The organism is Pseudarthrobacter sp. 1G09 (assembly GCF_050038305.1).
GTDB lineage: Bacteria > Actinomycetota > Actinomycetes > Actinomycetales > Micrococcaceae > Arthrobacter > Arthrobacter equi.
On record NZ_CP188306.1, the window covers coordinates 3,710,958 to 3,737,005 of the forward strand.

Below are 26,048 nucleotides of genomic sequence, written 5' to 3' on the forward strand. Positions count from 1 at the left end.
GTCAGGCCCCTTTCGGAAGTGCTGTGGAACCGGAGGCCGGGGCGCTCCGGGGCGGCCAGAAGTCGCCGGACACGGTGGGGCCCGCCGCTCCTGTCCCCTCGGGTGCTGCCAGTTCGGCACGGATTTCCTCGGCCAGGCGGTAGGTCATGTCCCGCCGCCAGGCCGGGAGCCCGTGGATGTCGTCGTGGTAGAGGCCGGCAGGGATGGCATCCTCGAGCGCGGCCGCCAGATGGTCGGCGTCCGGGATCGTGTCGAAGCGCAGCTGTACGGGCCGCTTGGTGGCTGCGGTGACGGTCAGGACCAGGGCGGTGCCGCCGTCGAGCCTTCCGATCAGCAGTACCCCGGACCTGCCCAGGTTGCTCAGGGACAGGCGGCGGAAGGCGGTGCGGGATGACAGGGCCGACGCCGGGAGGTAGACGCTGCGGAGCAGCTCGCCCGGTGCCAGGCAGTTTTCCGCGTCCCCGGTCACGAAGTCGGCGACGGGTACGCTGCGGCTGGTGCCGCCGGGGCCCACGATGGTGGCCATGCCGTCCAGTCCCGCGCACAGCGAGATGACCGGCCCTGCAGGCAGTGAGGTGCACAGGTTGCCGCCCACGGTGGACATGTTCCACACCTTGAAGGAAGCAACGAAAGAGTCGCAGCACGGCCGGACCAGGTCCAGTGCCGGCCAGGGCAGGCCGGAGGCGTCCGGGGATTCCGGGAGGCGGTACAGCTCGGCGATGGTGCAGGTGGCGGCGAGGTCGATCCCGTCGCCGGTGACGGTGACAGGTGTCCAGCCTGCTGCGCCGAGGTCGAGGAGGCGCCTGAGCGGCCGGGGTCCGAAGGCGTAGCTGCCGTAGGAGAACAGGACCGTGCCGCCGGCGAGCCAGGCGTCGCCGTCGCGCCACTGTGCGGGGTCTGTGGTGAGGACCACGGCCTCGATGGTGTTCATGTCCATGCGTTCTCCTGCTGGTAAAGGGTGGTGGGTGCCGACGGACCGGCCGTCGAAGCCTGGTCTGCGTGGTGCCCGTGGATGGGCCCGGAACGGTCCCGGAGCGGAATGCCGGTGGCGGCGCGGGTCCGGGCGGCGATGAGCTCGGCCGTGATGGACACGGCCACCTCCGCCGGGGTGACGGCGCCGAGGTCCAGGCCGATGGGTGAATGGAGCTGGGCGATCCGGCCGGGGGGGATGCCTGCACTGAGCAGGTCGTCGACGCGCTGCAGGTGGCTGCGCCGCGATCCCATGGCCCCCACGTAGGCGAGGTCGAGGCCTAGAGCCGTTTCGAGGAGCGGAAGATCGAACTTGGGGTCGTGGGTGAGGACGGCCGCCACGGTTCGGCTGTCCAGCCTGCCCGCCGCTGCCTCGGCCGCCAGGTACCGGTGCGGCCAGTCCGTGACTACAGCATCCGCTGCGGCGAACCGGGTCTGGTTGGCGAAGGCCGGGCGGGCGTCCACGAGGGTCACGTGGTAGCCCAGGAGCTTGGCGGCGGGGACCAGGGCGGCGCCAAAGTCGTTGGCGCCAAACACCATCATCCGCGGCGGAGCCAGCCGGGATTCCACCAGCAGCGCCGGTCTCCCATGGCTGCCCGCCGCCCGGTCCGGAAGGCAGCCGTCCGGACCGGCCAGCGGAACCAGCCCGGCTCCGCCGGCCCGCAGCAGCGACTGTACGAGGGCAGGGATCTCCGTCCCTGCCCGGCCGGGTCCCACGGCACTCAACAGCGCCGCGAGTTCCGGCGCCGCCGCGCTGGCCCTGGCCGGATCCGGCAGGACGACGGCGGCCCCTCCCCCGGCGGCGCCGTCCGGAGACAGGCGCCGCACCAGGGCAACGGGTTCGCCGCTAAAAGCGCTCACCAGCTGGATGAGGGCTGCGCGCAGCGGGTGCGGAGTACCGCCGGGCACGGCGGCGGGCACGGGTTCCACGTGGATGTCCAGCTCTCCGCCGCAGGTGAGCCCGGCGGCGAAGGCGTCAGTGGAACTGAAGCCGAAGGTCCTCCGGCGGCTGCCGTCGTCGTCCATGGCTTCCTGCGCCAGCGCCACGACGGCGCCCTCCACACATCCGCCGGAGAGGCTGCCCAGCACAGCCCCGGACTCAGCAACCAGCATGGAGGTGCCCACCGGCCTGGGCACCGAACCGCCGGCGCCCACAATGGTGGCCACGGCAAACCGTCCGTCCAGGTGGGGCGTCCAGCTGCCGAGCAGGGGAATCAGGTCAAGCATTGTGGTGCTCCTTCTTCCGCGCGGCGGTGGTGTCCATATTGTCGTTCCTAGCAGGTGGTTGGGGAAGGTTGCCGCGGCCGAACGGGCGCGCGGCGGGTCAGCCGCCCAGCAGGGCGTTGATGGGCCCGCGGGCGAAGTACACCAGGAACCCGGCGCTGACCACCCACATGAGCGGATGGATTTTCTTCGCCTTTCCGGACGCGGCGCCGATGATGGCCCAGCTGACGAAGCCCACGCCGATGCCGTTGGCGATCGAGTAGCTCAGCGGCATGGTCACGATCGTGAGGAATGCCGGCAGCGCCACCGTGAACTTGGTGAACTTGATCTCGCGGATCTGGGCCATCATCATGGCGCCCACAACCACCAGGGCCGCAGCGGCGACCTCCAGCGGCACCACGCTGGTGAGCGGTGTGAGGAACATCGAGCCCAGGAACAGCACGCCGGTGACCACGGAGGCCAGGCCGGTGCGGGCCCCTTCGCCGATGCCGGCAGCGGAGTCGATGTAGACCGTGTTGGAGGAACCGGACGTGGCACCGCCGGCAACAGCGCCGAAGCCTTCCACGATGAAGGCGGACTTGAGCCGCGGGAACGTTCCGTCCTTGTGTGCGACGCCGGCGCTCTTGGCCAGGCCGGTCATGGTGCCCATGGCGTCGAAGAAGTTGGTGAACACGAGAGTGAAGACCAGCATGGTGGCTGCAAGCCCGCCGATCCTGGCGAACGAGCCGAAGAGGTCGAACTGGCCCACCAGGCCCAGGTCCGGAGCTGACACGAGCTGGCCGGAGAGGACGGGGGTGTTCAGGTGCCAGCCGCCGGTGTTGGTGGCGCTGGCGGGGCCGATCTTCATGAAGGCTTCGACGACGGCGGCCAGCACGGTGGTGCCGACGATGCCGATGAGCAGGCCGCCCTGGACCTTGCGTGCCACCAGGATGCCCATGGCCAGGAGGCCAACAACGAACACCAGCGTGGGTATGGAGGTGATGGAGCCGCCGTCGCCCAGCTGGACGGGGGGACCGCCCGCGGTGGGCCGGACGAAGCCGGAGTCCACGAAGCCGATAAAGGCAATGAACAGGCCGATGCCCACGGTGATGGCGGCCTTAAGTTCCTTGGGTACTGCGCGGAAGATGGCGGTCCGGGCGCCGGTGACGCCGAACAGCACAATCAGGATGCCGTTGATCACCACCAGGCCCATGGCTTCGGGCCACGTGACCTCCTGGATCACGGAGACGGCCAGGAAGGAGTTGATGCCGAGGCCGGCTGCGAGACCGAACGGCAGGTTGGCGATGAGGCCGAAGAGGATGGTCATGACGCCGGCGGTGAGGCCGGTGACGGCCCCCACCTGTGCTGCGGAGAGCCAGCCGCCCGCCACGTCGGCGGGGGCGTTGTCCGCGCTGAAGCCGCCCAGGATCAGGGGGTTCAGGATGACGATGTACGCCATGGTGAAGAACGTGACCAGGCCGCCGCGGAACTCGCGGGCCACGGTGGAGCCGCGCCGGGTGATGTGGAAGAACCGGTCAAGGATGTTGTTCGGCGCCGGAGGGATGCTTCCTTGCCGTCCCCGCCCGGTTGCCGTTTTCGTGTCGCGTGCCCCTGTGGGCTCTGCACTGTTGTCTCCATTCGGGAACAGTGCAGCCTGCTTTTCAGAGGAGTTGTCCAGGATTGTCATGTCAGCCATCGGGCCCTAGTAGTCAATCCTGGATTCGAGCGTGTTCCAGGTGTTGAACGGCTCCAGCGGGGCCGGCGCCTGGGGATCGGCCAGTTCCAGCTTGGAGACCGGCATCAGGGAGTCCCTGTCCTGGTTGTCGAAGTACTCGTAGAAGACGGCGTCGTCGAAGCCCACCGAGGCGGCGTCGTGGCGGTCCGCGGCGAAGACCACGCGCTCCACGCGGGCCCAGAGTGCCGAGGCCAGGCACATGGGGCATGGCTCGCAGCTGGTGTAGAGGACGGCGCCGCTGAGGTCGAAGGTGCCGAGCTCGCGGCAGGCGGTGCGGATGGCGGTGACTTCGGCGTGGGCGGTGGGATCGTTGTCCGCGGTGACGCGGTTGACGCCGTCGAACGTCTTGCCGTCCGCGGTGACGATCATGGCGCCGAAGGGCCCGCCACTGTTGAGGACGTTGGCTGTTGCCAGCCGGATGGATCGGGCCAGGAACTGCTCGGCCGTGACGGTGGTACTCATGATGCGACTTCCTTAGTGCCGGGAAGCCTGAAGCCGCGCAAAGGACCAGAGGAACCAGGTGCGAACGGTTACCAGGCTTCAGCATGTGCTGTGAAGGTTTAGTTGCGCCTGGTAGATAGCTTCCCGGGTTCGGGTGCCCGCCTTTGGCAGAATCGAGATTAGCACCGGTTTGTGGTCCACGCCATAGGTTTCTGGAAATTTAATTTCGCAATGTGAAATCCACGTTACGTCGTGCTCACACCCCCGGCAGGCCGCCGGTCACATTCCGCGGCCATTGACGCGGGTCACCGCATTCCCTACGGTGGTGCGGACCCGGACCGCCCCGCCGCATGGCAGTTGGCAGCCGGCCACCTGGATCAGCAGACAGGGCCTCACTGAGCTGGAACGTGCAGAACTCCGCTCAGACAAGGATGCCTTCCATGACTCTTCCCTCCCCCGCTTCCGCTGCCCCTGATGCCGCTTCCCGGCTCTGGATCCGGAATCCGCTGGCCGCTTTCACTGCCAATTCCCTGGACGCCTCGGGCGGGCTGGTCATCAGCAACGGCGTCATCACGGAGGTCCTCGCCGCGGGCCAGCAGCCGTCCGCACCCTGCTCGCAGACGTTCGACGCCGGCAGCCACGTCCTGCTCCCGGGGTTGATCAACACGCACCACCACTTCTACCAAACGCTGACGCGCGCGTGGGGTCCGGTGGCCAACGCCCCGTTGTTCCCCTGGCTGCAGAACCTGTACCCGGTGTGGGCGCGGCTCACGCCGAAGGACCTCGAGCTGGCCGCCACGGTTGCCCTGGCCGAGCTGCTGCTGTCCGGCTGCACCACCGCGGCGGACCACCACTACCTGTTCCCGGCCGGCCTCGAAGACGCCATCGACATCGAGGTTGCCGCGGTGCGCCGGCTGGGCATGCGCGCCACGCTCACCCGGGGCTCCATGACGTTGGGGACTGACGACGGCGGCCTGCCGCCCCAGTCCACGGTGCAGGATCCGGAGGTGGTGCTGGCGGACAGCGAGCGCCTGGTCTCGGAGTACCACGAGCGCGGCGAGGACGCGGCGATCCAGATCGCCCTGGCCCCGTGCTCGCCGTTCTCGGTGACCAAGGAAATCATGGCCGAAAGCTCGGCCCTTGCCGAACGGCTGGATGTGCGGCTCCATACGCACCTGGCCGAAACGCTGGACGAGGAGGACTTCTGCCGCGAACGGTTCGGGCTGCGGACCGTGGACTACCTGGACAGCGTCGGCTGGCTGACGGACCGCACCTGGCTGGGGCACGGCATCCACTTCAGCGATCCGGAGATCACCCGCCTCGGCGCGGCCGGCACCGCCGTCGCGCACTGCCCCACCTCCAATATGCGCCTCGCCTCGGGAACGGCCAGGGTCCTGGAACTGGAGGACGCGGGCGTTCCCGTGGGGCTGGGAGTGGACGGTTCGGCGTCGAACGATGCCTCCAACATGATCCTCGAAGCCCGGCAGGCCCTGTACCTGCAGCGCCTCCGCTACGGTGCGGACGTTCCGGTGGAGCGCGCGCTCGGCTGGGCCACACGGGGCTCTGCGGCGGTACTGGGCCGGAAGGGACTGGGCCAGCTGGCACCCGGGATGCAGGCCGACCTCGCGCTGTTCAAGCTGGACGACCTCCGCTTCTCCGGCAGCCATGACCCCATTGCGGCGCTGCTGCTGTGCGCGGCCGACAGGGCCGACCGGGTGATGGTGGGTGGTCAGTGGCGCGTGGTGGACGGCCGGATCCCCGGCCTGGACATCCCCGCGCTGATTGCGGAGCACTCCACTGCAGCGCGCAGGCTGGTCAACGGCTGACAGGCATCAGCGCCGCTGCTAGCGTGGCGCCATGACTCCGTCAAAGACGCCGGCCGAGATCCTGGACATCGAGGGTGTTGAGGTCCGGATCTCGAGCCCGGACAAAGTGGTGTTCCCCGAGCCGGGGCTGACCAAGCTGGACCTGGTGCGGTACTACCTTGCGGTCGCGGAGGGTGCGTTGCGGGGCGCCGGCGGCCGGCCCATGGTGTTGAAGCGGTTCCCGAAGGGCATCGACGCCGAGCCGTTCTTCCAGAAGCGCGTCCCGGAAAACCATCCGCCGTTCATCGACACCACCACGCTGCACTACGCCTCCGGGACGTCGGCGGAGGAAGCTGTCATCCGTGACGCGGCGGGCCTCGCCTGGGTGGTGAACCTCGGCTGCCTGGACCTGAACCCGCACCCGGTCCGCGCCGAGGACCTGGAGCATCCCGACGAGCTGCGGGTGGACCTGGATCCCATGCCGGGAGTGGACTGGTCGCAGATCGTGGACGTGGCCTATGTGGCGCAGGAGGTCCTCGACGATATGGGACTGGTGGGCTGGCCGAAGACCAGCGGGTCCCGCGGGCTGCATATCCTGGTGCGCATTGCGCCGGAGTGGTCCTACAAGGATGTGCGGCTGGCCGCCGAGACCCTGGCCCGCGAGGTGGAGAACCGGGCCCCGGGCCTGGCCACCGCGCGCTGGTGGAAGGAGGAACGCGGCGAGAGCGTGTTCGTGGACTTCAACCAGAATGCCAAGGACCGCACAGTGGCATCGGCCTACTCGGTGCGTGCGCTGCCCGACGCGCGGGTGTCCACGCCGCTCACCTGGGACGAGGTCCGCACCGTCCGGCCGGAACGCTTCACGGTCCGCACTGTGCTGGAGCGGTTCGCGGATATCGGGGATCCGCACGCGGGCATTGACGGCGCCGCCGGGTCGCTGGACGGGCTGCTGGCTTTGGCGAAGGACCTGGGCCCGGCAGAAAAGGCGCCCCGCGGCGCAAACGGCACCGGGCGCCGGCAATCCCTGATGCCGCTGATCGAGGTGGCACGCACCAAAACCAAGCCGGAGGCGCTCAAGGCGCTGGAGGAATGGAAGTCCGGGCACGCCGTCGTCGTCAAATCCCTGCAGCCCTCAGACGTCCTGGTGGACGGGATGCGGGGTTCAAGCTCGCTCTGGTACCGGGTGCGGGTCAACCTCCAGCACGTCCCGGACGCCGACCGGCCGGGCCAGGAAGACCTCATTGCGGACTACGATCCGTGGGCCGGAAAGGAATGGTCCGGCCGCCCCGGGGCTTAGCGCTGCCGGCCGAAACCCGGGAGGGCGGAAATCCAGCGCGAGAAGCGGCTGGGTTCGTGGACTCGGTCCTCCGGAACATAGAAGTCCGGATCGGTCCCGCCGCCGAGGGGGAGGTAGAACTCCGGGACCGTACGGCCCGCCGTGTTCGCCGGTGCAACTGCCTGTGACTCCTGCTGGTACATCTGATCCTCCTCGATTTCGTATTTCGTATTACGGAAACTTATTTTTGCTATGTGAAAAGAGTAGACGGATCCACAACGCTGAGTCAATGGTCCTGCGGGCGCCGCTACGGGCCAGCCGGTCACAATCGGATTTTTGAACTTGTGATGTACACCACCGGTTTGCGGGGGTACGCTGTAAGGCAACTCGTGGCGCAGGTCACGTAACCTGGGAGCAGCAGGCAGGGTCGTAATGAGCTGGCATCAATGGATGCCGGCTCTTTTTTGTTGGGTCGGCTCCACCGGAAACGCGCTTGAAATGCGCGCTTAATTTCAGTGATGGAACCTAGGTTCCACTTACCGGAGATTGGGAAAAGACCATGAGCAGCAAGATCATTCTCGGCGAAAACCAGTACGGCAAGGCCGAAGTCCGCGTCGTCAAGATCACCAGGGACACCAACCGCCACGAGATCGAAGACCTGAACGTCACCTCGCAGCTGCGCGGCGACTTCTCCGCGGCCCACCTGGAGGGCGACAACGCCCACGTGGTGGCCACGGACACCCAGAAGAACACCATCTACGCCTTCGCCCGCGATGGCATCGGCTCCCCGGAAGCATTCCTGCTGCGCCTCGGCGAGCACTTCACCTCCAGCTTCGACTGGGTCAGCGGCGGCCGCTGGGAAGCCGAGTCCTACTCCTGGAACCGCATCCAGGCCCACGGCAGCGAACACGACCACTCGTTCGTCCGCAACGGCCAGGAAGTCCGCACCGCCGTCCTGGTCCGCGACGGCGCCACCAGCCACCTCGTTTCGGGGCTCAAGGACCTGACCGTCCTGAAATCCACTGAATCAGGCTTCGTCGGCTACCCCCGGGACCGCTACACCACCCTCCCGGAAACCACTGACCGCATCCTCGCCACGGACGTCTCGGCCCGCTGGCGCTTCAAGACCGGCACCGATTTCAGCACCCTTGACTTCAACAAGAGCTACGAAGACGTCAAGGGCCTCCTGCTCGAAGGATTCACCGAGAAGTACTCCCACGCCCTGCAGCAGACCCTGTTCGACATGGGCACCAAGGTCCTGGAGGCCCACAGCGAGATCGACGAGATCAAGTTCTCCATGCCCAACAAGCACCACTTCCTGGTGGACCTGTCCCCCTTCGGGCTGGACAACCCCAATGAAGTATTCTTCGCAGCCGACCGCCCGTACGGCCTGATCGAGGCCACCGTCCAGCGTGACGACGCAACCGCAGCACCCGCAGCCTGGTCCGGCATCGCCGGCTTCTGCTAAAGCCTGCCCGCTTTCTGGTGTGGACGGGCCCGGCCCCCGGTGGTTGAACCCGTCCACACCACCCCACAGCTTCACCTGTTAGCCAGACAACGTTAGCCAGACGATGACGTCTGCCATGAACCAAGAAAGTCTGCCATGAACACCAAGAAGAAACCGGCCGCCGCAGCCGCCGGACACAACGTCCAGCCAGGCCGCCCGGAAGACCAGCGGCTCCCGCTGGGAAGCACGTTCGCCTACGGCTTCCAGCACGTCCTCACCATGTACGGCGGCATCATCGCCCCTCCCCTGATCATCGGTGCCGCGGCCGGCATGTCCTCGCAGGACATCGGCCTGCTTATTGCGGCCTGCCTCTTTGTCGGTGGCCTCGCCACCATCCTCCAGACCATCGGCGTCCCGTTCTTCGGATCCCAGCTTCCCCTGGTCCAGGGCGTATCCTTCGCAGGCGTCTCCACCATGGTGGCGATCGTCCACGGCGGCGGCGGCATCCAGGCCGTGTTCGGATCGGTCATCGCGGCCTCGCTCATCGGCCTGCTGATCACCCCGCTGTTTTCGAAGATCATCCGCTTCTTCCCGCCCGTGGTGACCGGTACCGTGATCACCACCATCGGCCTGACCCTGATGCCCGTGGCCGCCAACTGGGCCATGGGCGGCAACAGCAAGGCGGACAACTACGGCAGCATGGCCAACATCGGCCTTGCCGCTGCCACCATGGGCATCGTCCTGCTCCTGAGCAAGGTGGGCAGCGCGGCCATCTCCCGGCTTTCGATCCTCCTGGCCATGGTGCTCGGCACCGGCATTGCCTTCGCGTTCGGGATGGCGGACTTCTCCAAGGTGGGCCAGGGCGAGATCGTCGCCTTCCCCACCCCGTTCGCCTTCGGCCCGCCCACTTTCGAGATCGCGGCCATCATCTCGATGCTGATCGTCATCCTGGTCACCCTGACCGAAACGTCAGCGGACATCATCGCCGTAGGCGAAATCGTGGGCACCAAGGTGGACTCCAAGCGGATCGGCAACGGCCTCCGCGCGGACATGCTCTCCAGCGCCATCTCCCCGCTGTTCAACTCCTTCACGCAGAGCGCGTTCGCCCAGAACGTGGGCCTGGTGGCCATCACCGGTGTGAAGAGCCGCTTCGTGGTCAGCGCCGGCGGCCTGATCCTGGTGATCCTCGGCCTGCTTCCGGTCCTGGGCCGGGTTGTCGCAGCCGTCCCCACACCCGTCCTGGGCGGCGCCGGAGTGGTCCTCTTCGGCACCGTGGCCGCCAGCGGCATCCGTACGCTCTCCAAGGTGGAGTACAAGAACAACATGAACCTGATCGTGGTGGCAGCGTCCATCGGGTTCGGCATGATCCCCATTGCCGCACCGTCGTTCTACGACCGCTTCCCGTCCTGGTTCAGCACCATCTTCCACTCCGGCATCAGCTCGGCAGCGGTCATGGCAATCCTGCTGAACCTGCTGTTCAACCACCTCAAGGCCGGCAACTCGGACAACCAGTCCGTCTTTGTGGCCGGCACCGAACGCGTAGTGCAGGAACAGGACATCAAGTGCCTGGTGGACGGCGACCGCTTCGAGGGCGGCAAACTCCTCGACTGCGACGGCAAGGAAGTCCGCGTCGAGTCAGCCCAAAAGGCATCAGAGCATTAGCAAAGACGCAGCCAACGACGGCGGCCCGCACCTTCCGCCAAAGGTGCGGGCCGCCGTCGTGGGTAGTTTTAGGTTCTAGGCCTGTCAGGTGCGGTTCAGCTCGCGGGAGATGGTCTCGGCCGCCTGGCGGAGGACCGGCACGGCTTTGTCCGCGAAGTGCTCGTCCACCCGGGACACCGGCCCGGAGACGGAGATCGCCGTGGGCGTGGGGGCGTTGGGGACGGCCATGGCGAAGCAGCGGACGCCCAGTTCCTGTTCCTCTTCGTCGATGGAGTAGCCACGTTCCCGGATCAGCATAAGGTCGGCCAGGAGTTCCTCGACGTCACCGATGCTCTTCACCGTGGGTGTGGGCATCCCTGCGCGGGCAACGATGCCGCGGACGGTTTCGTCGTCGAGCTGGGCCAGGATGGCCTTGCCCACGCCGGTGGCATGGGTATGGGCGCGCCGGCCCACCTCGGTGAACATCCGCATCGAGTGCAGCGAGGGAACCTGGGCCACGTAGATGACCATGTCCGAATCCAGCACAGCCATGTTGGACGTCTCGCCGAGCTGGTCCACCAGGGCCTTCAGCTGGGGACGGGCCACCGCACCAAGCTGCTTGTTGGCGCCTTCGCCGAGCCGGATCAGCCGCGGACCCAGGGCGTAGCGGCGGTTGGGCAGCTGGCGGATGTAGCCCAGCGACACCAGGGTCCGCAGCAGGCGGTGGATAGTGGGCAGCGGCAGGTCGGTGGACGAGGACAGCTCGCTCAGCGTAACGTCGCCGCCGGCATCAGTGATCAGCTCCAGCAGTTCAAAGACGCGCTCTACCGACTGCACGCCACCGGACGCTTTTTCTGCCATTCCGTTGTCTCCTACGGCTCGGAATCCGACAACTCTTATCCACATCGTGAAAAGAGTGCTTAGAACACCCAACATACATCAAGCGCGGAGTTGCGGGGACGCGTCTGCACCCAGCTCTTCCAGTCGCATTCGGAGGGCTTGTATTTCCATCTTGCAGATAATAATATCCATAATACGAAAACATTCGTAGAGAACAGGCTTACCGGAACAGGCCGATGCACGGCCCCAACAGGAGGACATTCAATGGCGAACCCCAGCCCCGGAAACTCGATCACCCTGCGCGTCGAAGCGCCATCCAGCTTCAGCGCCACGAGCGAGCTCGCCGCCGCAGTGGGTGCGGCGGGCGCCGCCATCACCGCCCTGGACGTCAGCGAGTCCCACCACGAGACCCTCGTTGTGGACGTCACCTGCAACACCACCGACGACGAACACGCCGCCCGCGTCAAGGACGCCCTGAACGCGCTCGACGGCGTCACGGTCCAGCACGTCTCGGACCGCACCTTCCTGATGCACCTCGGCGGCAAGCTCGAGGTGGTCCCCAAGGTAGCCCTGCGCAACCGCGACGATCTCTCGCGTGCCTACACCCCCGGCGTCGCCCGTGTCTGCCTGGCCATTGCCGAAGACCCCGCCGCGGCCCGCAACCTGACGGTCAAGCGCAACACCATCGCCGTCCTCACGGACGGTTCCGCCGTCCTGGGCCTGGGCAACATCGGCCCCGCCGCCGCCCTCCCCGTCATGGAAGGGAAGGCAGCCCTGTTCAAGCAGTTCGCCAACGTGGACGCCTGGCCGGTCTGCCTGGACACCCAGGACACCGAAGAAATCATCATGATCGCCAAAGCCATGGCCCCGGTGTACGGCGGCATCAACCTTGAGGACATCGCCGCACCGCGCTGCTTCGAGATCGAGAACCGCCTCCGCGAGGAACTGGACATTCCGGTGTTCCACGACGACCAGCACGGCACCGCCATCGTCACCCTCGCAGCCCTGGTCAACGCGCTGCGCGTGGTGGGCAAGAAGCTGTCCGAGGTCAGGATCGTCGTCTCCGGCGTCGGCGCCGCGGGCTCGGCCATCATCCAGCTCCTGAAGGCCCAGGGCGCAGAACATATCGTCGCCGCCGGCCGCTCCGGTGCCATCCACTCCGGCGAAACCTACAGCGACGAACACCGCAGCTGGATTGCCGCAAACACCAATGAGGAAGGCTTCTCCGGCACCCTGCACGAGGCCCTCGTCGGCGCGGACGTCTTCATCGGCGTCAGCGCCCCGCACGTCATCGGTGAAGAGCAGGTGGCCTCCATGGCCGGGGATGCGATCGTGTTCGCCATGGCGAACCCCACGCCGGAAATTGACCCCGTCATCGCCGCCAAGCACGCGGCAGTGGTGGCCACCGGGCGCAGCGACTTCCCCAACCAGATCAACAACGTGCTGGCCTTCCCCGGCTTCTTCCGGGGCCTGCTGGACGCCGGAGCCTCGGACATCACGCCCGAAATGCTGGTGGCCGCCGCGGAAGCCATCGCCAATCGGGTAGCTGACGATGAGCTCAATGCCAGCTACATTATCCCCAGCGTCTTCGATCCCCATGTGGCCGCCGATGTTGCCTCAGCCGTTGCCGCCGCAGCGCACGCCGCCAACGTGGCAACCGCCGCAGCGTCGGAGCAAACGGAACCGGAAGCCGCCCTGGCCAACGCCTGATTCACCGCCTGACTTCAGCACAAGTCTTCAGCCTAAGGAAAGGACCAGAAATGGCCATCACTGTCACAGATCCCCTGCCGATCAACCGCGCGGAGGAGATCCTCACCCCCAAGGCGCTGGCGTTCGTGGAGGAACTGCACAACCGGTTCGCCGGCACCCGCAACGAGCTGCTGGCGGCCCGTTCCGCCAAGCGGCAGCGCGTGGCCGACACCGGCAAGCTGGACTTCCTGCCGGAGACGCAGGACGTGCGCGACGGCGACTGGAAGGTCGCGCCCGCGCCTGCGGCCCTGCAGGACCGCCGCGTGGAGATGACAGGACCTGCCTCGCCGGCAAAGATGGCCATCAATGCGCTGAACTCGGGCGCCAAGGTGTGGCTGGCGGACCTTGAGGACGCCAGCACACCCACCTGGGGCAACGTCATCGACGCCATCCTGAACCTCCGCGACGCCGCCCAGGGCACGCTCAGCTTCACCTCGGACGAGGGCAAGGAATACAAGCTCCGCACCGACGCGCCGCTCGCCGTTGTGGTGGCCCGCCCACGTGGTTGGCACATGCAGGAAAAGCACCTGCTGATCAACGGCGAACCGGCCGTGGGCGCACTGGTGGACTTCGGCCTGCACTTCTTCCACGTCGCCAAGCAGCTGGTGCTGAACGGGCAGGGCCCGTACTACTACCTGCCGAAGATGGAAAGCCACCTCGAGGCCCGGCTGTGGAACGACGTGTTCGTATTCGCCCAGGACTTCCTCGGACTGCACCAGGGCACCATCCGCGCCACGGTACTGATCGAGACCATCCCGGCCGCGTTCGAGATGGACGAAATCCTCTACGAGCTGCGGGACCACGCCTCGGGCCTGAACGCCGGCCGCTGGGACTACCTGTTCAGCATCATCAAGTACTTCCGTGACGCCGGTGAGGAGTTCGTCCTGCCGGACCGTGCCTCCGTGGCCATGACCGCGCCCTTCATGCGCGCCTACACCGAGCTGCTGGTCAAGACCTGCCACCGCCGCGGTGCCTTCGCCATGGGCGGCATGGCCGCCGTCATCCCCAACCGCCGCCACCCGGAGGTCACCGCAGCGGCCTTCGAAAAGGTCCGGGCGGACAAGACCCGTGAAGCCAACGACGGGTTCGACGGCTCCTGGGTTGCTCACCCGGACCTGGTGTCCACCTGCCGTGAGGTGTTCGATTCCGTGCTCGGCGACAAGCCGAACCAGGTGGACCGGCAGCGCCCAGAAGTTTCGGTCACCGCGGCCGAGCTGCTGGACGTCTCCTCCGCCGAGGGCCAGGTCACCGAGGCCGGGCTGCGCCTGAACCTGTACGTTGCGGTGGCCTACACGGCCGTGTGGCTGTCCGGAAACGGTGCAGTTGCCATCCACAACCTCATGGAGGACGCCGCCACCGCGGAGATCTCCCGTTCGCAGGTCTGGCAGCAGATCCGCAACAAGTCCGTCCTCGCCGACACCGGCAACACCGTCACCAAGGACCTGGTGGAGCGGATCCTGGGCGAGGAAACCGAACGGCTCCGCACCGAAGTGGGCGACGAAGCGTTCAGCCGGTACTACCAGCCGGCCAGCGACCTGATCGCTGACATCTGCCTCTCGGACGGCTACACGGACTTCCTCACCACCCCCGCCTACGAACTGGTGGGCTGAGCCATGGCCGCAACACCCAAACCCTCGCTGTCCGCGGGAGACCTCGCGTCCATCGACGGGCAACTGGCCGCCACCGACCGGCTGCTCGAGCAGAACTACCCCGGCGACGACGGCTCCCGCCAGCCCGTACACACGGTGTACGTACCCGCGGACCGGTTCACGCCGTCGTTCGCTGCCCAGTGGGGCGCCGAGGCCCGGGCCACCGTGGACGCGCACGGCGGCTACGGCACGCTGGGCCGGCTCCTGGGGCAGGAACCGGGCCTCGCCGAGGCTGTGGCCGCACGGGTCGAAGCCAAGCTCGCCAGCGAACCCATCGAGGACCTGCGCCTGGACTTCGAGGACGGCTTTGGGGACAGGGGCGACGACGCCGAGGACGCCGCCGCTGTTGCCGCGGCTTCCGCGGTGGCCCAGGCCGTCGCCGCCGGGTCCGCTCCCCCGTTCATCGGCATCCGCTTCAAATGCTTCGAAGCGGCTACCCGGGCCCGCGGCCTGCGAACCCTGGACCTGTTCGTGTCCGGACTCGCCGCTGCCGGTGAGCTGCCGGAGGGACTGGTCCTGACCCTGCCCAAGGTCACTACCGTGGACCAGGTCCGGGCCATGGACTACGCAGTATCCCGGCTGGAGGAAGTCCATTCGCTGCCCGCCGGGCGGCTGCGCTTCGAGGTCCAGGTGGAAACACCCCAGCTGATCCTGGGCCCGGACGGCACCTCGGCGGTGGCGCAGCTGCCGCATGCCGTCCCGGGCCGCATCAGCGGGCTCCACTACGGCACCTATGACTACTCCGCGTCGCTGCAGATCTCCGCCGAATACCAGTCCATGGAGCACCCCGTGGCCGATTTCGCCAAGGAAGTCATGCAGCTGGCCGTTGCCGGCACCGGCATCCGGCTCTCCGACGGGTCCACCAACATCATTCCGGTGGGCGACAACGTGGAGAACGCCTGGCGGCTGCACGGACGGCTGGTCCGCCGGTCCCTGGAACGCGGCTACTACCAGGGGTGGGACCTGCACCCCGCCCAGCTGCCCAGCAGGTTCGCCGCCACCTATGCCTTCTACCGCGAAGGCCTCCCGGCTGCCGCAGCCCGCCTCCGCAACTATGTCGAACGCACCGAAGGCGGCGTCATGGACGAGCCCGCCACCGCCCGTGCCCTGGCCGCCTTCGTCCTCCGCGGCGTCCAGTGCGGCGCCGTAGGTGCCGAGGAAGTCCAGGCGCTGGCCGGCGTCGGGATTCCCCAGCTCACCGCACTGGCGCACCCGCGGCTCGCCACTTCCACCACCTCAGCAAAGGATCTCCTCCATGGGTAAGTACTACTCCCCCACCGGCGGCCTGCCCCCGCAGACGCACCTGACCACCGAACGGGCCATCGTCACCGAGGCCTACACCGTGATCCCCAAGGGCGTCATGACGGACATCGTCACGTCCAACCTGCCGGGCTTCGCGAACACCCGCTCCTGGATCATCGCCCGCCCCATCTCGGGCTTCGCCACCACGTTCTCCCAGCTGATCGTGGAGATCGGCCCCGGCGGCGGCGCACCCAAGGCCGAGTTCGAAGCCGGCGTCGAGGGCGTCGTCTTCGTGACCCGCGGGCAGGTCAACCTCACCCTTGACGGCGAACTGCACCAGCTCGAGGAGGGCGGCTACGCGTACCTTGCTGCCGGCGCGGAATGGGGCCTCGAGAACGTGTCGGACGACGTCGTGTCCTTCCACTGGATCCGCAAAGCCTACGAACGGCTGGAAGGCTTCGAAGCCAAGTCCTTCGTCACCAACGAAAAGGACGTCCAGCCGACGTCCATGCCGGACACCAACGACGCCTGGAAGACCACCCGGTTCACCGACTCCAGCGACCTGGCGCACGACATGCAGGTGAACATCGTGACGTTCCAGCCCGGCGGCGTCATCCCCTTCCCCGAAACCCACGTCATGGAGCACGGCCTGTACGTCCTGGAGGGCAAGGCCATGTACCTGCTCAACAACGACTGGGTGGAGGTGGAGGCCGGCGACTTCATGTGGCTGCGCGCCTTCTGCCCGCAGGCATGCTACGCCGGCGGACCCGGCGAATTCCGCTACCTGCTCTACAAGGACATGAACCGCCAGGTGCGCCTCACCTAAGCACCTGCCACCTCCCAACCCAGTAGCAGCACATGCCCGTTTTGGGCCCCCAAAAGGACATGTGCTGCTACCCAGTTGGAGGGAAAATGGGTCCATGGGTGCGCGCCGGGTCGGCGGATGGATACGGGCGGTTGCTGCCCTGTGCACGGCCCTCATCGCAGCTGCCGGCTGCACCGGCGAACCCCGCCCGCCGGCCCCCATGCCGACGGACCCGGACAGGGCTGCCGCCTTCGCCCTCCTGGAAGCCTTCAGCGACCACATGATCGGCGAGGGCGCACCCGCCGTCCTGATCGACGTCCGGTACGGAGGCAAGGACTGGACGCACGCGGCCGGAGTGCGAAGCCTTGAGACCCGCGAACCCGCAACGGCGTCCGACCCCGTCCGGGTAGGCGGCATCACCGAATCATTCGTGGCGGTATCCGTGCTAAAGCTGGTGGCGGAAGGAAAACTCGGCCTTGACGACCCCGCGAGCCGCTACCTGCCGGAATTCGGGAGCGTCCTGCATCTGCCCAGCCCCGTCAGTGTTCGCCAGCTTTTGACCCATGAATCGGGGCTGCCCGACTTCACCGATCCCCTGCTGGCATCCGGTCCCTGGGAACAGGTCACGGTCCGGAAGGTCAGCCTCGAACAGCAACTGGCTCTGGCGGCCACCGTCCCATGGGAGCCGCGGCTGGCACGGATCTTCAACTACTCACGGACCGACTATGCGGCGCTGGCCTTGATCGTGGAACGGCTCCGCGGCCATGACATCGCACAGGTCCTGGACACGGACATAGCGCGTCCGCTGGGCCTGGCTGCAACCCGGCTGGGCGGGCCGGGCCTTCCAGGTATGGTCCATGGCTACGTCACGGTGGGCGGCGCGCGGCTGGATGCCAGCATGCCCGAATGGCAGGCGGAGGCTCCCTCGTCCGGAGCAGTTTCGACCCTCCCGGAAGTGAACCGGTTCTACGCCGCGCTCCTGACGGGGGAACTGCTCCCGCCGGACAGCGTGACGGCCATGAAGGGCGGTTATCTGCAGTACTACGGCTTTGCGCTGCGCCGCTGGAACAACACCTGCAACAACCGCTTCTACTACGGCCTGTCCGGCGATACCGACGGCTACGGAACCATTGCCATGGCCAGCGAGGACGGCAAGACCCGGCTGGCCATGGCGGTGGCTTATCCCCCCGAACCGCCTACCCTGGGTGTCAACCCGTTGATTTCCGAGCTGACGGACGTGTCCCAGGACGCGCTCAACCACCTGTGCTGAGCGTCGTTCGTGCTGCGGCTCAGGCGCCCGGGTTGAGGACAACCTTGATGCAGCCGTCTTCCTTCTTCTGGAACTTCTCGTAGAGTGCCGGTGCCCCGTCCAGGCCCGAGCGGTGGGTGACGAGGTCCATGACGCCCAGCGGATCGGCGTCGTCCTCCACCAGCGGGAGGATGTCGTCCGTCCACCGCCGCACGTTGCACTGGCCCATCCGCACCTGGATCTGCTTGTCGAACATGGTCAGCAGCGGCATGGGGCTGGCCTGGCCGCCGTAAACTCCGCTGAGGGACAGCGTTCCGCCGCGCCGGACGGCATCGATAGCCGTGTGCAGTGCGGCGAGGCGGTCAACGCCGGCGGTCTCCATGGCCTTCTGTGCCAGTTTGTCCGGCAGCAGTCCGAGTGCCTGGTGCGCGAATCCGGCCACCGGGGAGCCATGGGCTTCCATTCCGACGGCGTCCACCACCGCGTCAGGGCCCCTTCCGGCCGTCTTTTCCCGCAGTTCGTCCCCGAGGGACTTGCTGTAGTCGAACGTGTCCACGCCGTGCCGGGCCGCCATGGCGCGGCGTTCCGGGACGGGGTCCACGCCCACCACGTTGAAGCCGCGCTGGACGCCGATGCGGGCGGCGAACTGGCCCACCGGCCCGAGCCCCAGCACTGCGAGGGTGCCGCCGGGCTGCACGTCCGCGTACTCCACCGCCTGCCAGGCCGTGGGCAGGATGTCGGAAAGGAATAGGTACCGCTCGTCCGGCAGTTCGGTCCCCACCTTGACGGGTCCGTAATCCGCGTGCGGGACGCGGAGGTACTCGGCCTGCCCGCCCGGCACTGAGCCGTACAGTTCTGAGTAGCCGAAGAGGGCTGCTCCGGAGCCCTTTTCCTTGACCTGGGTGGTTTCGCATTGCGACTGCAGCCCTTGCTTGCACATGTAGCAGGAGCCGCAGGAGATGTTGAACGGGATCACTACGCGGTCACCCTTGCGCAGGTTGGTGACGGCGCTTCCCACTTCTTCAACGATGCCCATGGGTTCGTGGCCGATGACGTCGCCCTTGTGCATGTAGGGTCCCAGGACCTCGTACAGGTGCAGGTCGGACCCGCAGATCGCAGTGGAGGTGATGCGCACGATCGCATCGGTGGGCTCCTGGATCACGGGGTCGGGTACTTCTTCGACGCTGACTGATCGTTTTCCTTGCCAGGTCAGTGCTTTCACGGTGTTCTCCTTTTCCTCGCAGTCCGGGCCGTGCGCCCTTCATTCGACGCTATCGAATTTTCGGGCAAAAAGTAAGCATGCTGATTATTTCCTGGAGTCCCGATACTTGTCGGCCAGCTACCGGACCCGGATTGCGGACATGGGAGCCAGCCTGGCCGTCGTCGTGACGGACGTCGAAAGGAACGGCGACGGTTCCGTGAAGGTGGCCGTGCCCTGGGTCAAATCCGCCTGCAACGGCACCGGGAAGGACGCGACAGACGGCTCGTCCATGAAAACCCCGGGCTAGCTGCCGCGGTTCAGCAGCTTCCCGATGGCGCTGCCGGCCAGGTTCCGCAACAGGTCGGCAGGGCCCTCGTAGACGTCCACCGCGCCGGCTTCCCGGAGCACATCGGCGCTGATTCCGCCGCAGGTGACACCCACCGCGGGGATGCCAAGCGCGGCCGCGGCCTTCATGTCCCAGACCGCGTCTCCAACGAAGACAGCATCGGCAGGCTCTACGTCTATCGCTTCGAGGGCAGCAGCCAGGATGTCCGGGGCAGGCTTGCTCTCCTCAGCGTCCTTGGAGCTGGTGGCGGCATCGATGAACGCGTCAGCGTCAAGGATTCCCTTCATGACCTGCAGGTCTTTTTCCCGGGCGGATGAGGCCAGGGCGACGGCGAGGCCACCGGCATGGCACTGGGCCAGCAGGTCCTTCGAACCGTCAAAAGCACGCAGCGAGGGCCAGTGGGCGCCATACAGTGCGCCATGGCTGTCCATGATGTCCGCATCGGCGCTGCGGTCCCGGTCCACGGGCAGCAGGGTGTCAACCAGCCGGTCCCCGCCCATGCCCACGAGATAGTGGATGGAGGCCATGGGAATGTCGTAGCCGAACTGGCGGAAGGCGCCCCACCAGGAAACGGTATGGAGGTACGACGAATCGATCAGCGTTCCGTCAACGTCAAAGAGAACACCCCGGCGGCGTGTTCCGCTTGGCGAAGGGGGCATGTCCTGCTCGCCCATCAGCCCACCGCGGCCCGCCTGGCCTCCGGGGCCTTCTTGTGCCGGGCAGCTTCTTCCTTGGGCGTTGCCACCGGCCGGACCCGTTCCCTGATCACCGTCCCGGCACCGTCCAGGCTTTTATCGCGAATGAGCCCTGTTCCTGCAATTTCACGGGCCATGGCCACTCCAGCCACCGCCGCCCGCTTCGTTGGGAAGGTCACCGAGATTGCCATCAGGTGCCCCGCCCCGTCCATCATCCTGACCCTGTAGCCACCGTCAGGGGCATCAACGAGCTCAAAATACCCGGCCATGCGAATCACTCCTCCTCCGTCAGTCACCGCATTGTGCTTGTGGAGCACTCCATGAGGTGTTAGTAAGTCTACTTATCTATTCTGCGAAGGGAAAGTTCAGCCCCGTACCGGCACCGCCTCAGCGCCGCCCCGCCGACTCCGGCGGGATAGGGGTGTCACTCCGCCGAACGGTATCCTGATGCAGCTCCAAAGCGCTAGTCACAAGGGCAAAGTGGCTGAAAGCCTGCGGGGTGTTGCCCAGCTGCCGGCCCGCGCGGACTGCCCATTCCTCGCTCAGGAGCCCCACGTCATTGCGCAGTTCCAGGAGCCTCTCGAACAGTCCGCGCGACTCCTCGTGCCGCCCCGCGCCGAGCAGCGCCTCCACCAGCCAGAACGAGCACGCGAGGAAGACGCCCTCGCTCCCCGGCAGGCCGTCGTCGCTTTTTTCCGGACGGTAGCGCAGCACGAACCCGTCCTCGGTCAGCTCGCGCTGGATCGCCTCGATGGTCCCGATGACGCGGGGATCGTCCGGCGGCAGGAAGCCCACGCGCGGAATCAGCAGCAGGCTGGCGTCAAGCTCCGGGCTGCCGTAGGACTGTACGAAGGTGTTGCGTTCCGCGTCGAATCCGTTGGCCATCACGTCCCGGTGGATGGTGTCACGCAACGCCTCCCACCGCTCCACCGGCCCCGGCAGCCCGGACTCCCTGACGCCCTTCACCATCCGGTCGGCGGCAACCCACGCCATCACCTTCGAGTGGGTGAAGTGCCGGCGGGGGCCGCGCATTTCCCACAGCCCGTTGTCCGGCTGGTCCCAGATGGTTTCCAGGTGCGTCATCAGGGCGCACTGCAGGTCCCACGAATCGTCCGGATGCTTCAGCAGTGAATTGCGGGTCAGCGCCAGGCAGTCCAGCACCTCGCCCCACACGTCCAGCTGGAGCTGCTCGGCTGCCGCGTTGCCGATCCGCACGGGCGTCGAGTTCTCGTATCCCCTGAGCCAGGGCAGCTCAAGCTCGGGCAGGCGCCGCTCGCCATGGATGCCGTACATGATCTGCAGGTCAGCGGGATCCCCGGCCACCGCACGCAGCAGCCATTCCCGCCAGGCCGCCGCTTCGGCGGTGTAGCCGGCGGCCAGGAGCGCCTGCAGCGTCATGGTGGCGTCCCGCAGCCAGCAGTACCGGTAATCCCAGTTGCGGGGACCACCGGGCTGTTCGGGCAGGGAGGTGGTCACGGCAGCCACGATGCCGCCCGTTGGTGCGTAGGTCAGCGCCTTGAGGGTTACCAGCGAGCGCACCACCGCGTCCTGGTATTCGCCCTGCACCGTGCACTGGGTGGTCCAGCCGCGCCAGAAGGCGAAGGTGGTGTCAAGGACCTTTTCTGCGTCCACCGGGTGCGGACGGCCCACGTGGCTGGGAGCCCACGTGAGGACGAACGGGATGCGTTCCCCGGCGCTGACGGTGAAGTCGCCCACCGTGTGCATGTTCTCGCCGTGCACCTCCGCCGGCGTCACGAAGTAAGCAGCGTCCGGCCCGGCGATGGCGTGCAGGCCGTGCTTGTCCCGGCGTACCCACGGAACGATGTGGCCGTAGTCGAAGCGCAGGACCAGCTCGCAGTGCATTTTCACGGTGCCGCTGACGCCCTCGACGATCCGCACGATGTCCGCCACGGAGTCACGCGGCGGCATGAAGTCGATGACGCGCACCGTTCCGTCGGGGGTGTCCCATTCGGTTTCCAGGATCAGGCTGCCGTCCCGGTATCCGCGCCGGGTGCACGGGCCGCCGCTTTCGGGTGCCAGCAGCCAGCGGCCGGCATCGGGTGTGTCAAGCAGCGCACTGAAGCAGGCCGGAGAGTCGAACTTGGGAAGGCACAACCAGTCGATGGAACCTTCTTTGCTGATCAACGCACCGGTCTGAAGGTCGCCTACCACCGCATAATCTTCGATTCGCGCCATGACCTTACCCTGCCACAAACGCGCTCCCCGTTCCGGGCAACTGACAGGGGACCCGGTGTAGCCTGCAGGGGTGGCAGTCCATATCGGCACCTCAGGCTGGAGCTATGACCACTGGGAGAACGTCCTGTACCCGCCCGGTTTGCCGGCGAAGGACCGGCTGGCCCACTACGTCGCGCAGTTCAGCACCGTGGAGCTGAACGCCAGCTTCTACCGCTGGCCCCGGGACACCACCTTTGCCGGCTGGAACCGCCGGCTGCCCCCGGGCTTCAGCATGTCCGTCAAGGCTCCGCGTGGCCTGACGCACGCGCGGAAGCTGTACCAGCCCGAAGTCTGGGTGGACCGGATTGCCCGTTGCTGGCACGAACTCGGGGACAAGCGGGCGGTACTCCTGGTCCAGCTTCCGCCGCAGCTGGAGCGGGACGACGCCCGGCTGGATTACTTCCTGGCCGCCGTGCCGGAATGGATCCGGGTCACGGTGGAATTCCGCCATCCCACCTGGAACTGTCCGGAAGTCCTGGCCATTCTCGAGCGGCACGGCGCCGCCTACTGCATCATGAGCGGAGCCAATCTGCCGTGCCTGCTCCAGACCACTGCCCCGTTCACCTACGTCCGGCTGCACGGGCCTGACCACCAGCACCTCTACGCCGGCTCCTATTCGGACGACGACCTCCACTGGTGGGCGGAGAGGATCCGCGGCTGGGCAGCCAACGGGCTGGACGTGTACGCGTATTTCAATAACGACGGCGGCGGGCACGCGGTGCGCAACGCCCGGACCCTGCGCGCCATCCTGGGCGCCTGACGTCATACTGTGCCGCCGGCCCGCGCGCCGCCACACAGGCTGCTGCCCTGTGGCAGAGTGGAACCATGGACCCGGCGCCGCAGAACCCGACCCAGCCCGCAATCCAGCACGCTTCCGGGCAGCCGGGACAGATTCCGGTGAGCCGGCCAGAGCTTAGCGGGAACCATGCCTTCCGCCTGGCCCACCACATCTCTGACGGTTTCAACAGCTTCCGGATCCGGCTCGCCAGGCGTTGGGACTTCGTGCCCCGGACCATTGCCTACCAGGGCTACGGATCCACCAGCCGCGTCCGGGTCTTGGGCCGCGTGCTGATGACGCAGAAGCCGCTTCCCGGCAGCAAGGCCGAGCAGGAGGCCAAGAACGCTGCCCAGAACGTCCGCGGTTGGCGCGCATTTACCGGCGTGCCGCTGCAGTTCACCGACGTCGAGATTACCATCGGCGATGTCGTCACCCACGTACAGGCGGACCGGGGCGGCCTGGTGGACACCGAGGTGGACGTACAGTTGTCGCCGGGCTGGCACACAGCGACACTGCAGGCTGAGGATACCGAGCCGGCTGAAGCCCTGATCCACGTCATTGCCCCTGACGTGAAGTTCGGCATCGTGTCCGATATTGATGACACCGTGATGGTGACGGCGCTGCCCCGTCCGTTCCTGGCCCTGTGGAACACGTTCGTCCTCAGCGAGCGGGCGCGCATGGCAACGCCGGGGATGGCCGTGCTGCTGGACCGGCTGACCATCGAACACCCCGATGCCCCCGTCATTTACCTCTCCACCGGGCCGTGGAACGCTGCCCCTACCCTTGCCAGGTTCCTTGGCCGGAACATGTACCCGTCCGGCCCGTTGCTGCTGACGGACTGGGGCCTGACGCAGGACCGCTGGTTCCGCAGCGGCCAGGAGCACAAACACCGCAACCTGGAACGGCTCAGCAAGGAGTTCCCGGACATGCGGTGGCTCCTCATCGGGGACAACGGCCAGCACGACGAAGCCATCTACTCCGGCTTCGCCTCCGAGAACCCGGACAAGGTGGCGGCCATCGCCATCCGCCAGCTGTCCGTCAGCGAGTCGGTTTTTGCCGGCGGCCACTCCGAGGACGGGGACCATACCGCGTCCAAGGTGCCGTGGATCTACTCCCCCGACGGGGCCGGCATGGCCAAGCAGCTGGGCATGCTGGACCTGCTCTAGGAACCAGCTCCGCCTGAAACGTGGCCCTAGGCGGCGTCCTCCGGGATGACGGCCTGGGCGATTGCCGCACTTGCAGCCTGGAACAGGTCCCGCTCTTCAATGAGTTCCTGCAGCCAGAAGTAGGACGCCTTGGGGGTGCGCTCAAGGGTCTCGAAGTCCACGTGCAACAGCCCGAACGGCTGGTTGAAGCCTGCAGACCACTCAAAATTGTCCAGCAGTGACCAGACGTAGTAGCCGCGCAGGTCCACGGACTCCGCTTCACCACCGGGAGCGGTGGCGCGCAGGGCCGTCTCAAGGTGGTCCGAGAGGTACTTCAGGCGCCGCTCGTCCGGAATGAACCTGGTGTTGGTGGATTTGTCCCGGACGATGATGTCCTCGAAACTGGCGCCGCCTTCGGTGAGGATGACGGGCGGGAGGTTGGGGTAGCGCTCAGCCATTTCCTTCAACGCCACCCCGATGTACTCAGGCTTTACCGGCCAGCCGTAGGACGTAATGTCCGCTTCGGGCCAGGTTTCCACGTGGAACGGCGTGCCGCCGCTGCCAGCCGCGCTCAGGTCGCTGCCCATGGCTTCGGCCATGCTGGCCGGGACAGCCCCGCTGCCGGGGCCCACGGCCACCTTGGTGGGCATGTAGTAGTTGAGCCCGTAGAAATCCAGCGGCTGGGAGATCAGCTCCATGTCCTCCTCGGGATGCTCAAAGGAGGAGAAGAACTTCGCGGCCCTGATGAGGTCCGGGTATTTTCCGGTGAGGACGGGATCCGCGTACAGCCGGTTCTGGGCGAGGTCCATGAGCCCGGCGCTGATCCTGTCCAGCGGATTGATGGAGTTGGGGACCATGGGTGAGTAGACATTGGTCATCCCGATTTCGCCGGGGACTTTGGCGGCACGCAGCGCCTGCACGGCAAGTCCATGGCCCAGCAGCTGGTGGTGCACCGTGGGGAAGGCACCCAGCATCAGCTCCTTGCCCGGGGAGTGCAGGCCAAGCGTGTAGCCGTTGGTGGTGACGGTGGCCGGTTCGTTGATGGTGACCCAGCGGGCAACCCGGTCGCCGAACTTTTCCGCAAGGATGGCGGCATACTCCCCCAGCCGGTAGGCGGTGTCACGGTTCATCCAGCCGTCCGCCTCGTCCAGCGCCAGCGGCGTATCCCAGTGGTAGATGGTGGCCATCGGCGAGATTCCATTGGCCAGGAGCTCGTCGAGGAGCCGGTCGTAGAACGCGAGGCCTGCACTGTTGGCGGGTCCGCGGCCGGTGGGCTGGATCCTCGGCCAAGCGAAGGAGAACCGGTACGAGTCCACTCCCAGCTGCTTCATGAGGGCAACGTCCTGCGGCATCCGGTGGTAGTGGTCCGTGGTCACCGCGGGGCTGTGGTCCTCCACGATCGCCCCGGGCTTGGCGGCGAAAACATCCCAGCCTGCGGGGCCGCGGCCGTCCTCGTCCAGGGCCCCCTCGATCTGGATGGCAGCGGTGGCGACGCCGAGCGTGAACCCCGGGGGAATGATTGCTGCGAGGTCCTTGGCGGAGATGTGCATCGGGCTGCCTCTGTGGTGATCGGCGGATAAGTACGTCTCAGGATGGC

23 protein-coding genes are annotated in these 26,048 nt (G+C 66.9%); 12 read left to right on the forward strand and 11 right to left on the reverse strand.

All coding sequences use genetic code 11. The features are described from left to right. Window position 1 precedes the first annotated feature (1 nt). The 4 genes from ACP3TD_RS17130 to ACP3TD_RS17145 all read right to left on the reverse strand — a co-directional run bounded on the left by ACP3TD_RS17130 (window position 2) and on the right by ACP3TD_RS17145 (window position 4,369). On the reverse strand, window positions 2–937 hold the full coding sequence (locus ACP3TD_RS17130; protein WP_426764174.1) for an FAD binding domain-containing protein: 936 nt from the start codon (window positions 935–937) through the stop codon (window positions 2–4). Then, on the reverse strand, window positions 928–2,196 hold the full coding sequence (locus ACP3TD_RS17135; RefSeq protein ID WP_426764175.1) for an XdhC family protein: 1,269 nt from the start codon (window positions 2,194–2,196) through the stop codon (window positions 928–930). The genes ACP3TD_RS17130 and ACP3TD_RS17135 overlap by 10 nt, the downstream gene beginning before the upstream one ends. 97 nt (window positions 2,197–2,293) lie before the next feature. Continuing rightward, on the reverse strand, window positions 2,294–3,868 hold the full coding sequence (locus tag ACP3TD_RS17140; RefSeq protein WP_426764176.1) for an NCS2 family permease: 1,575 nt from the start codon (window positions 3,866–3,868) through the stop codon (window positions 2,294–2,296). Window positions 3,869–3,874: 6 nt separating this feature from the next. Further along, complete coding sequence (locus tag ACP3TD_RS17145; protein ID WP_045732180.1) at window positions 3,875–4,369, reverse strand: nucleoside deaminase; 495 nt, start codon at window positions 4,367–4,369, stop codon at window positions 3,875–3,877. A 419-nt stretch (window positions 4,370–4,788) separates the two neighbouring features. Between ACP3TD_RS17145 and ACP3TD_RS17150 the strand changes: the two genes are divergently transcribed. Next, window positions 4,789–6,174: an 8-oxoguanine deaminase gene (locus ACP3TD_RS17150; RefSeq protein WP_426764177.1), complete on the forward strand. Its 1,386-nt coding sequence runs from the start codon at window positions 4,789–4,791 to the stop codon at window positions 6,172–6,174. A 31-nt stretch (window positions 6,175–6,205) separates the two neighbouring features. After that, window positions 6,206–7,450: a non-homologous end-joining DNA ligase gene (ligD, locus tag ACP3TD_RS17155; protein WP_426764178.1), complete on the forward strand. Its 1,245-nt coding sequence runs from the start codon at window positions 6,206–6,208 to the stop codon at window positions 7,448–7,450. Here the strand turns inward: ligD and ACP3TD_RS17160 are convergent. Continuing rightward, window positions 7,447–7,632, reverse strand: a complete 186-nt coding sequence (locus ACP3TD_RS17160; RefSeq protein ID WP_426764179.1) for a hypothetical protein — start codon at window positions 7,630–7,632, stop codon at window positions 7,447–7,449. The genes ligD and ACP3TD_RS17160 overlap by 4 nt on opposite strands. Window positions 7,633–7,988: 356 nt before the next feature. Here ACP3TD_RS17160 and pucL point away from each other — a divergent pair, with 356 nt between their 5' ends. Next, on the forward strand, window positions 7,989–8,897 hold the full coding sequence (gene pucL / locus ACP3TD_RS17165; RefSeq protein WP_426764180.1) for a factor-independent urate hydroxylase: 909 nt from the start codon (window positions 7,989–7,991) through the stop codon (window positions 8,895–8,897). A gap of 135 nt (window positions 8,898–9,032) precedes the next feature. Next, complete coding sequence (locus ACP3TD_RS17170) at window positions 9,033–10,538, forward strand: nucleobase:cation symporter-2 family protein (RefSeq protein WP_426764181.1); 1,506 nt, start codon at window positions 9,033–9,035, stop codon at window positions 10,536–10,538. An 84-nt stretch (window positions 10,539–10,622) separates the two neighbouring features. On the opposite strand, the gene ACP3TD_RS17175 is transcribed toward ACP3TD_RS17170, so the two are convergent. Continuing rightward, window positions 10,623–11,378 carry an IclR family transcriptional regulator gene (locus ACP3TD_RS17175; protein ID WP_426764182.1) on the reverse strand — a complete coding sequence of 252 codons (756 nt, stop codon included), beginning with the start codon at window positions 11,376–11,378 and terminating at the stop codon, window positions 10,623–10,625. Between the two features lie 243 nt (window positions 11,379–11,621). Between ACP3TD_RS17175 and ACP3TD_RS17180 the strand changes: the two genes are divergently transcribed. The 5 genes from ACP3TD_RS17180 to ACP3TD_RS17200 all read left to right on the forward strand — a co-directional run bounded on the left by ACP3TD_RS17180 (window position 11,622) and on the right by ACP3TD_RS17200 (window position 18,072). Next, window positions 11,622–13,067, forward strand: coding sequence for an NAD-dependent malic enzyme (locus ACP3TD_RS17180; RefSeq protein WP_426764183.1), 1,446 nt, complete (start codon window positions 11,622–11,624; stop codon window positions 13,065–13,067). Between the two features lie 50 nt (window positions 13,068–13,117). Next, window positions 13,118–14,716: a malate synthase A gene (gene aceB, locus ACP3TD_RS17185; RefSeq protein WP_426764184.1), complete on the forward strand. Its 1,599-nt coding sequence runs from the start codon at window positions 13,118–13,120 to the stop codon at window positions 14,714–14,716. A gap of 3 nt (window positions 14,717–14,719) precedes the next feature. Beyond that, entirely contained in the window at window positions 14,720–16,018 is a 1,299-nt protein-coding gene (locus ACP3TD_RS17190) for a DUF6986 family protein (RefSeq protein WP_426764185.1), read from the forward strand. Further along, on the forward strand, window positions 16,011–16,823 hold the full coding sequence (locus tag ACP3TD_RS17195; RefSeq protein ID WP_426764186.1) for a bifunctional allantoicase/(S)-ureidoglycine aminohydrolase: 813 nt from the start codon (window positions 16,011–16,013) through the stop codon (window positions 16,821–16,823). Before ACP3TD_RS17190 ends, ACP3TD_RS17195 begins: the two co-directional genes overlap by 8 nt. A gap of 94 nt (window positions 16,824–16,917) precedes the next feature. Then, window positions 16,918–18,072 (forward strand): serine hydrolase domain-containing protein, encoded by a 1,155-nt coding sequence (locus ACP3TD_RS17200; RefSeq protein ID WP_426764187.1) that lies wholly within the window; start codon window positions 16,918–16,920, stop codon window positions 18,070–18,072. A gap of 19 nt (window positions 18,073–18,091) precedes the next feature. Here the strand turns inward: ACP3TD_RS17200 and ACP3TD_RS17205 are convergent, their stop codons facing one another. Next, window positions 18,092–19,273, reverse strand: a complete 1,182-nt coding sequence (locus tag ACP3TD_RS17205) for a zinc-dependent alcohol dehydrogenase (RefSeq protein WP_426764188.1) — start codon at window positions 19,271–19,273, stop codon at window positions 18,092–18,094. 139 nt (window positions 19,274–19,412) lie between these two features. Here ACP3TD_RS17205 and ACP3TD_RS17210 point away from each other — a divergent pair, with 139 nt between their 5' ends. Beyond that, window positions 19,413–19,559 (forward strand): hypothetical protein, encoded by a 147-nt coding sequence (locus tag ACP3TD_RS17210; protein WP_426764189.1) that lies wholly within the window; start codon window positions 19,413–19,415, stop codon window positions 19,557–19,559. Here the strand turns inward: ACP3TD_RS17210 and ACP3TD_RS17215 are convergent. The 3 genes from ACP3TD_RS17215 to ACP3TD_RS17225 all read right to left on the reverse strand — a co-directional run bounded on the left by ACP3TD_RS17215 (window position 19,556) and on the right by ACP3TD_RS17225 (window position 22,489). Continuing rightward, window positions 19,556–20,257, reverse strand: a complete 702-nt coding sequence (locus tag ACP3TD_RS17215) for an HAD family hydrolase (RefSeq protein ID WP_426764190.1) — start codon at window positions 20,255–20,257, stop codon at window positions 19,556–19,558. The genes ACP3TD_RS17210 and ACP3TD_RS17215 overlap by 4 nt on opposite strands. A 14-nt stretch (window positions 20,258–20,271) precedes the next feature. Beyond that, entirely contained in the window at window positions 20,272–20,562 is a 291-nt protein-coding gene (locus ACP3TD_RS17220; protein ID WP_056078112.1) for a hypothetical protein, read from the reverse strand. A 118-nt stretch (window positions 20,563–20,680) separates the two neighbouring features. Continuing rightward, a complete protein-coding gene (locus tag ACP3TD_RS17225; RefSeq protein ID WP_426764192.1) occupies window positions 20,681–22,489 on the reverse strand; it encodes a glycoside hydrolase family 15 protein in 1,809 nt (602 codons plus the stop codon). Between the two features lie 70 nt (window positions 22,490–22,559). Between ACP3TD_RS17225 and ACP3TD_RS17230 the strand changes: the two genes are divergently transcribed. Then, complete coding sequence (locus ACP3TD_RS17230; protein WP_426764193.1) at window positions 22,560–23,288, forward strand: DUF72 domain-containing protein; 729 nt, start codon at window positions 22,560–22,562, stop codon at window positions 23,286–23,288. 65 nt (window positions 23,289–23,353) lie between these two features. Next, window positions 23,354–24,472, forward strand: coding sequence for an App1 family protein (locus tag ACP3TD_RS17235; protein WP_426764194.1), 1,119 nt, complete (start codon window positions 23,354–23,356; stop codon window positions 24,470–24,472). A gap of 26 nt (window positions 24,473–24,498) precedes the next feature. Here the strand turns inward: ACP3TD_RS17235 and ACP3TD_RS17240 are convergent, their stop codons facing one another. Beyond that, window positions 24,499–26,001, reverse strand: a complete 1,503-nt coding sequence (locus ACP3TD_RS17240) for a glycoside hydrolase family 1 protein (protein WP_426764195.1) — start codon at window positions 25,999–26,001, stop codon at window positions 24,499–24,501. Window positions 26,002–26,048 lie beyond the last annotated feature (47 nt).

Bases quoted from the DNA above. Each gene is read 5' to 3' on its own strand.
- ACP3TD_RS17200 (WP_426764187.1), top strand. From the start codon at position 16,918: ATGGGTGCGCGCCGGGTCGGCGGATGGATACGGGCGGTTGCTGCCCTG.
- ACP3TD_RS17180 (WP_426764183.1), top strand. From the start codon at position 11,622: ATGGCGAACCCCAGCCCCGGAAACTCGATCACCCTGCGCGTCGAAGCG.
- ACP3TD_RS17235 (WP_426764194.1), top strand. From the start codon at position 23,354: ATGGACCCGGCGCCGCAGAACCCGACCCAGCCCGCAATCCAGCACGCT.
- ACP3TD_RS17195 (WP_426764186.1), top strand. From the start codon at position 16,011: ATGGGTAAGTACTACTCCCCCACCGGCGGCCTGCCCCCGCAGACGCAC.
- ACP3TD_RS17225 (WP_426764192.1), bottom strand. From the start codon at position 22,489: ATGGCGCGAATCGAAGATTATGCGGTGGTAGGCGACCTTCAGACCGGT.
- ACP3TD_RS17210 (WP_426764189.1), top strand. From the start codon at position 19,413: ATGGGAGCCAGCCTGGCCGTCGTCGTGACGGACGTCGAAAGGAACGGC.
- ACP3TD_RS17160 (WP_426764179.1), bottom strand. From the start codon at position 7,632: ATGTACCAGCAGGAGTCACAGGCAGTTGCACCGGCGAACACGGCGGGC.
- ACP3TD_RS17140 (WP_426764176.1), bottom strand. From the start codon at position 3,868: ATGGCTGACATGACAATCCTGGACAACTCCTCTGAAAAGCAGGCTGCA.
- ACP3TD_RS17150 (WP_426764177.1), top strand. From the start codon at position 4,789: ATGACTCTTCCCTCCCCCGCTTCCGCTGCCCCTGATGCCGCTTCCCGG.
- ACP3TD_RS17170 (WP_426764181.1), top strand. From the start codon at position 9,033: ATGAACACCAAGAAGAAACCGGCCGCCGCAGCCGCCGGACACAACGTC.
- ACP3TD_RS17220 (WP_056078112.1), bottom strand. From the start codon at position 20,562: ATGGCCGGGTATTTTGAGCTCGTTGATGCCCCTGACGGTGGCTACAGG.
- ACP3TD_RS17135 (WP_426764175.1), bottom strand. From the start codon at position 2,196: ATGCTTGACCTGATTCCCCTGCTCGGCAGCTGGACGCCCCACCTGGAC.
- ACP3TD_RS17215 (WP_426764190.1), bottom strand. From the start codon at position 20,257: ATGCCCCCTTCGCCAAGCGGAACACGCCGCCGGGGTGTTCTCTTTGAC.
- aceB (WP_426764184.1), top strand. From the start codon at position 13,118: ATGGCCATCACTGTCACAGATCCCCTGCCGATCAACCGCGCGGAGGAG.
- ACP3TD_RS17175 (WP_426764182.1), bottom strand. From the start codon at position 11,378: ATGGCAGAAAAAGCGTCCGGTGGCGTGCAGTCGGTAGAGCGCGTCTTT.
- ACP3TD_RS17130 (WP_426764174.1), bottom strand. From the start codon at position 937: ATGGACATGAACACCATCGAGGCCGTGGTCCTCACCACAGACCCCGCA.
- ACP3TD_RS17240 (WP_426764195.1), bottom strand. From the start codon at position 26,001: ATGCACATCTCCGCCAAGGACCTCGCAGCAATCATTCCCCCGGGGTTC.
- ligD (WP_426764178.1), top strand. From the start codon at position 6,206: ATGACTCCGTCAAAGACGCCGGCCGAGATCCTGGACATCGAGGGTGTT.
- ACP3TD_RS17190 (WP_426764185.1), top strand. From the start codon at position 14,720: ATGGCCGCAACACCCAAACCCTCGCTGTCCGCGGGAGACCTCGCGTCC.
- ACP3TD_RS17145 (WP_045732180.1), bottom strand. From the start codon at position 4,369: ATGAGTACCACCGTCACGGCCGAGCAGTTCCTGGCCCGATCCATCCGG.
- pucL (WP_426764180.1), top strand. From the start codon at position 7,989: ATGAGCAGCAAGATCATTCTCGGCGAAAACCAGTACGGCAAGGCCGAA.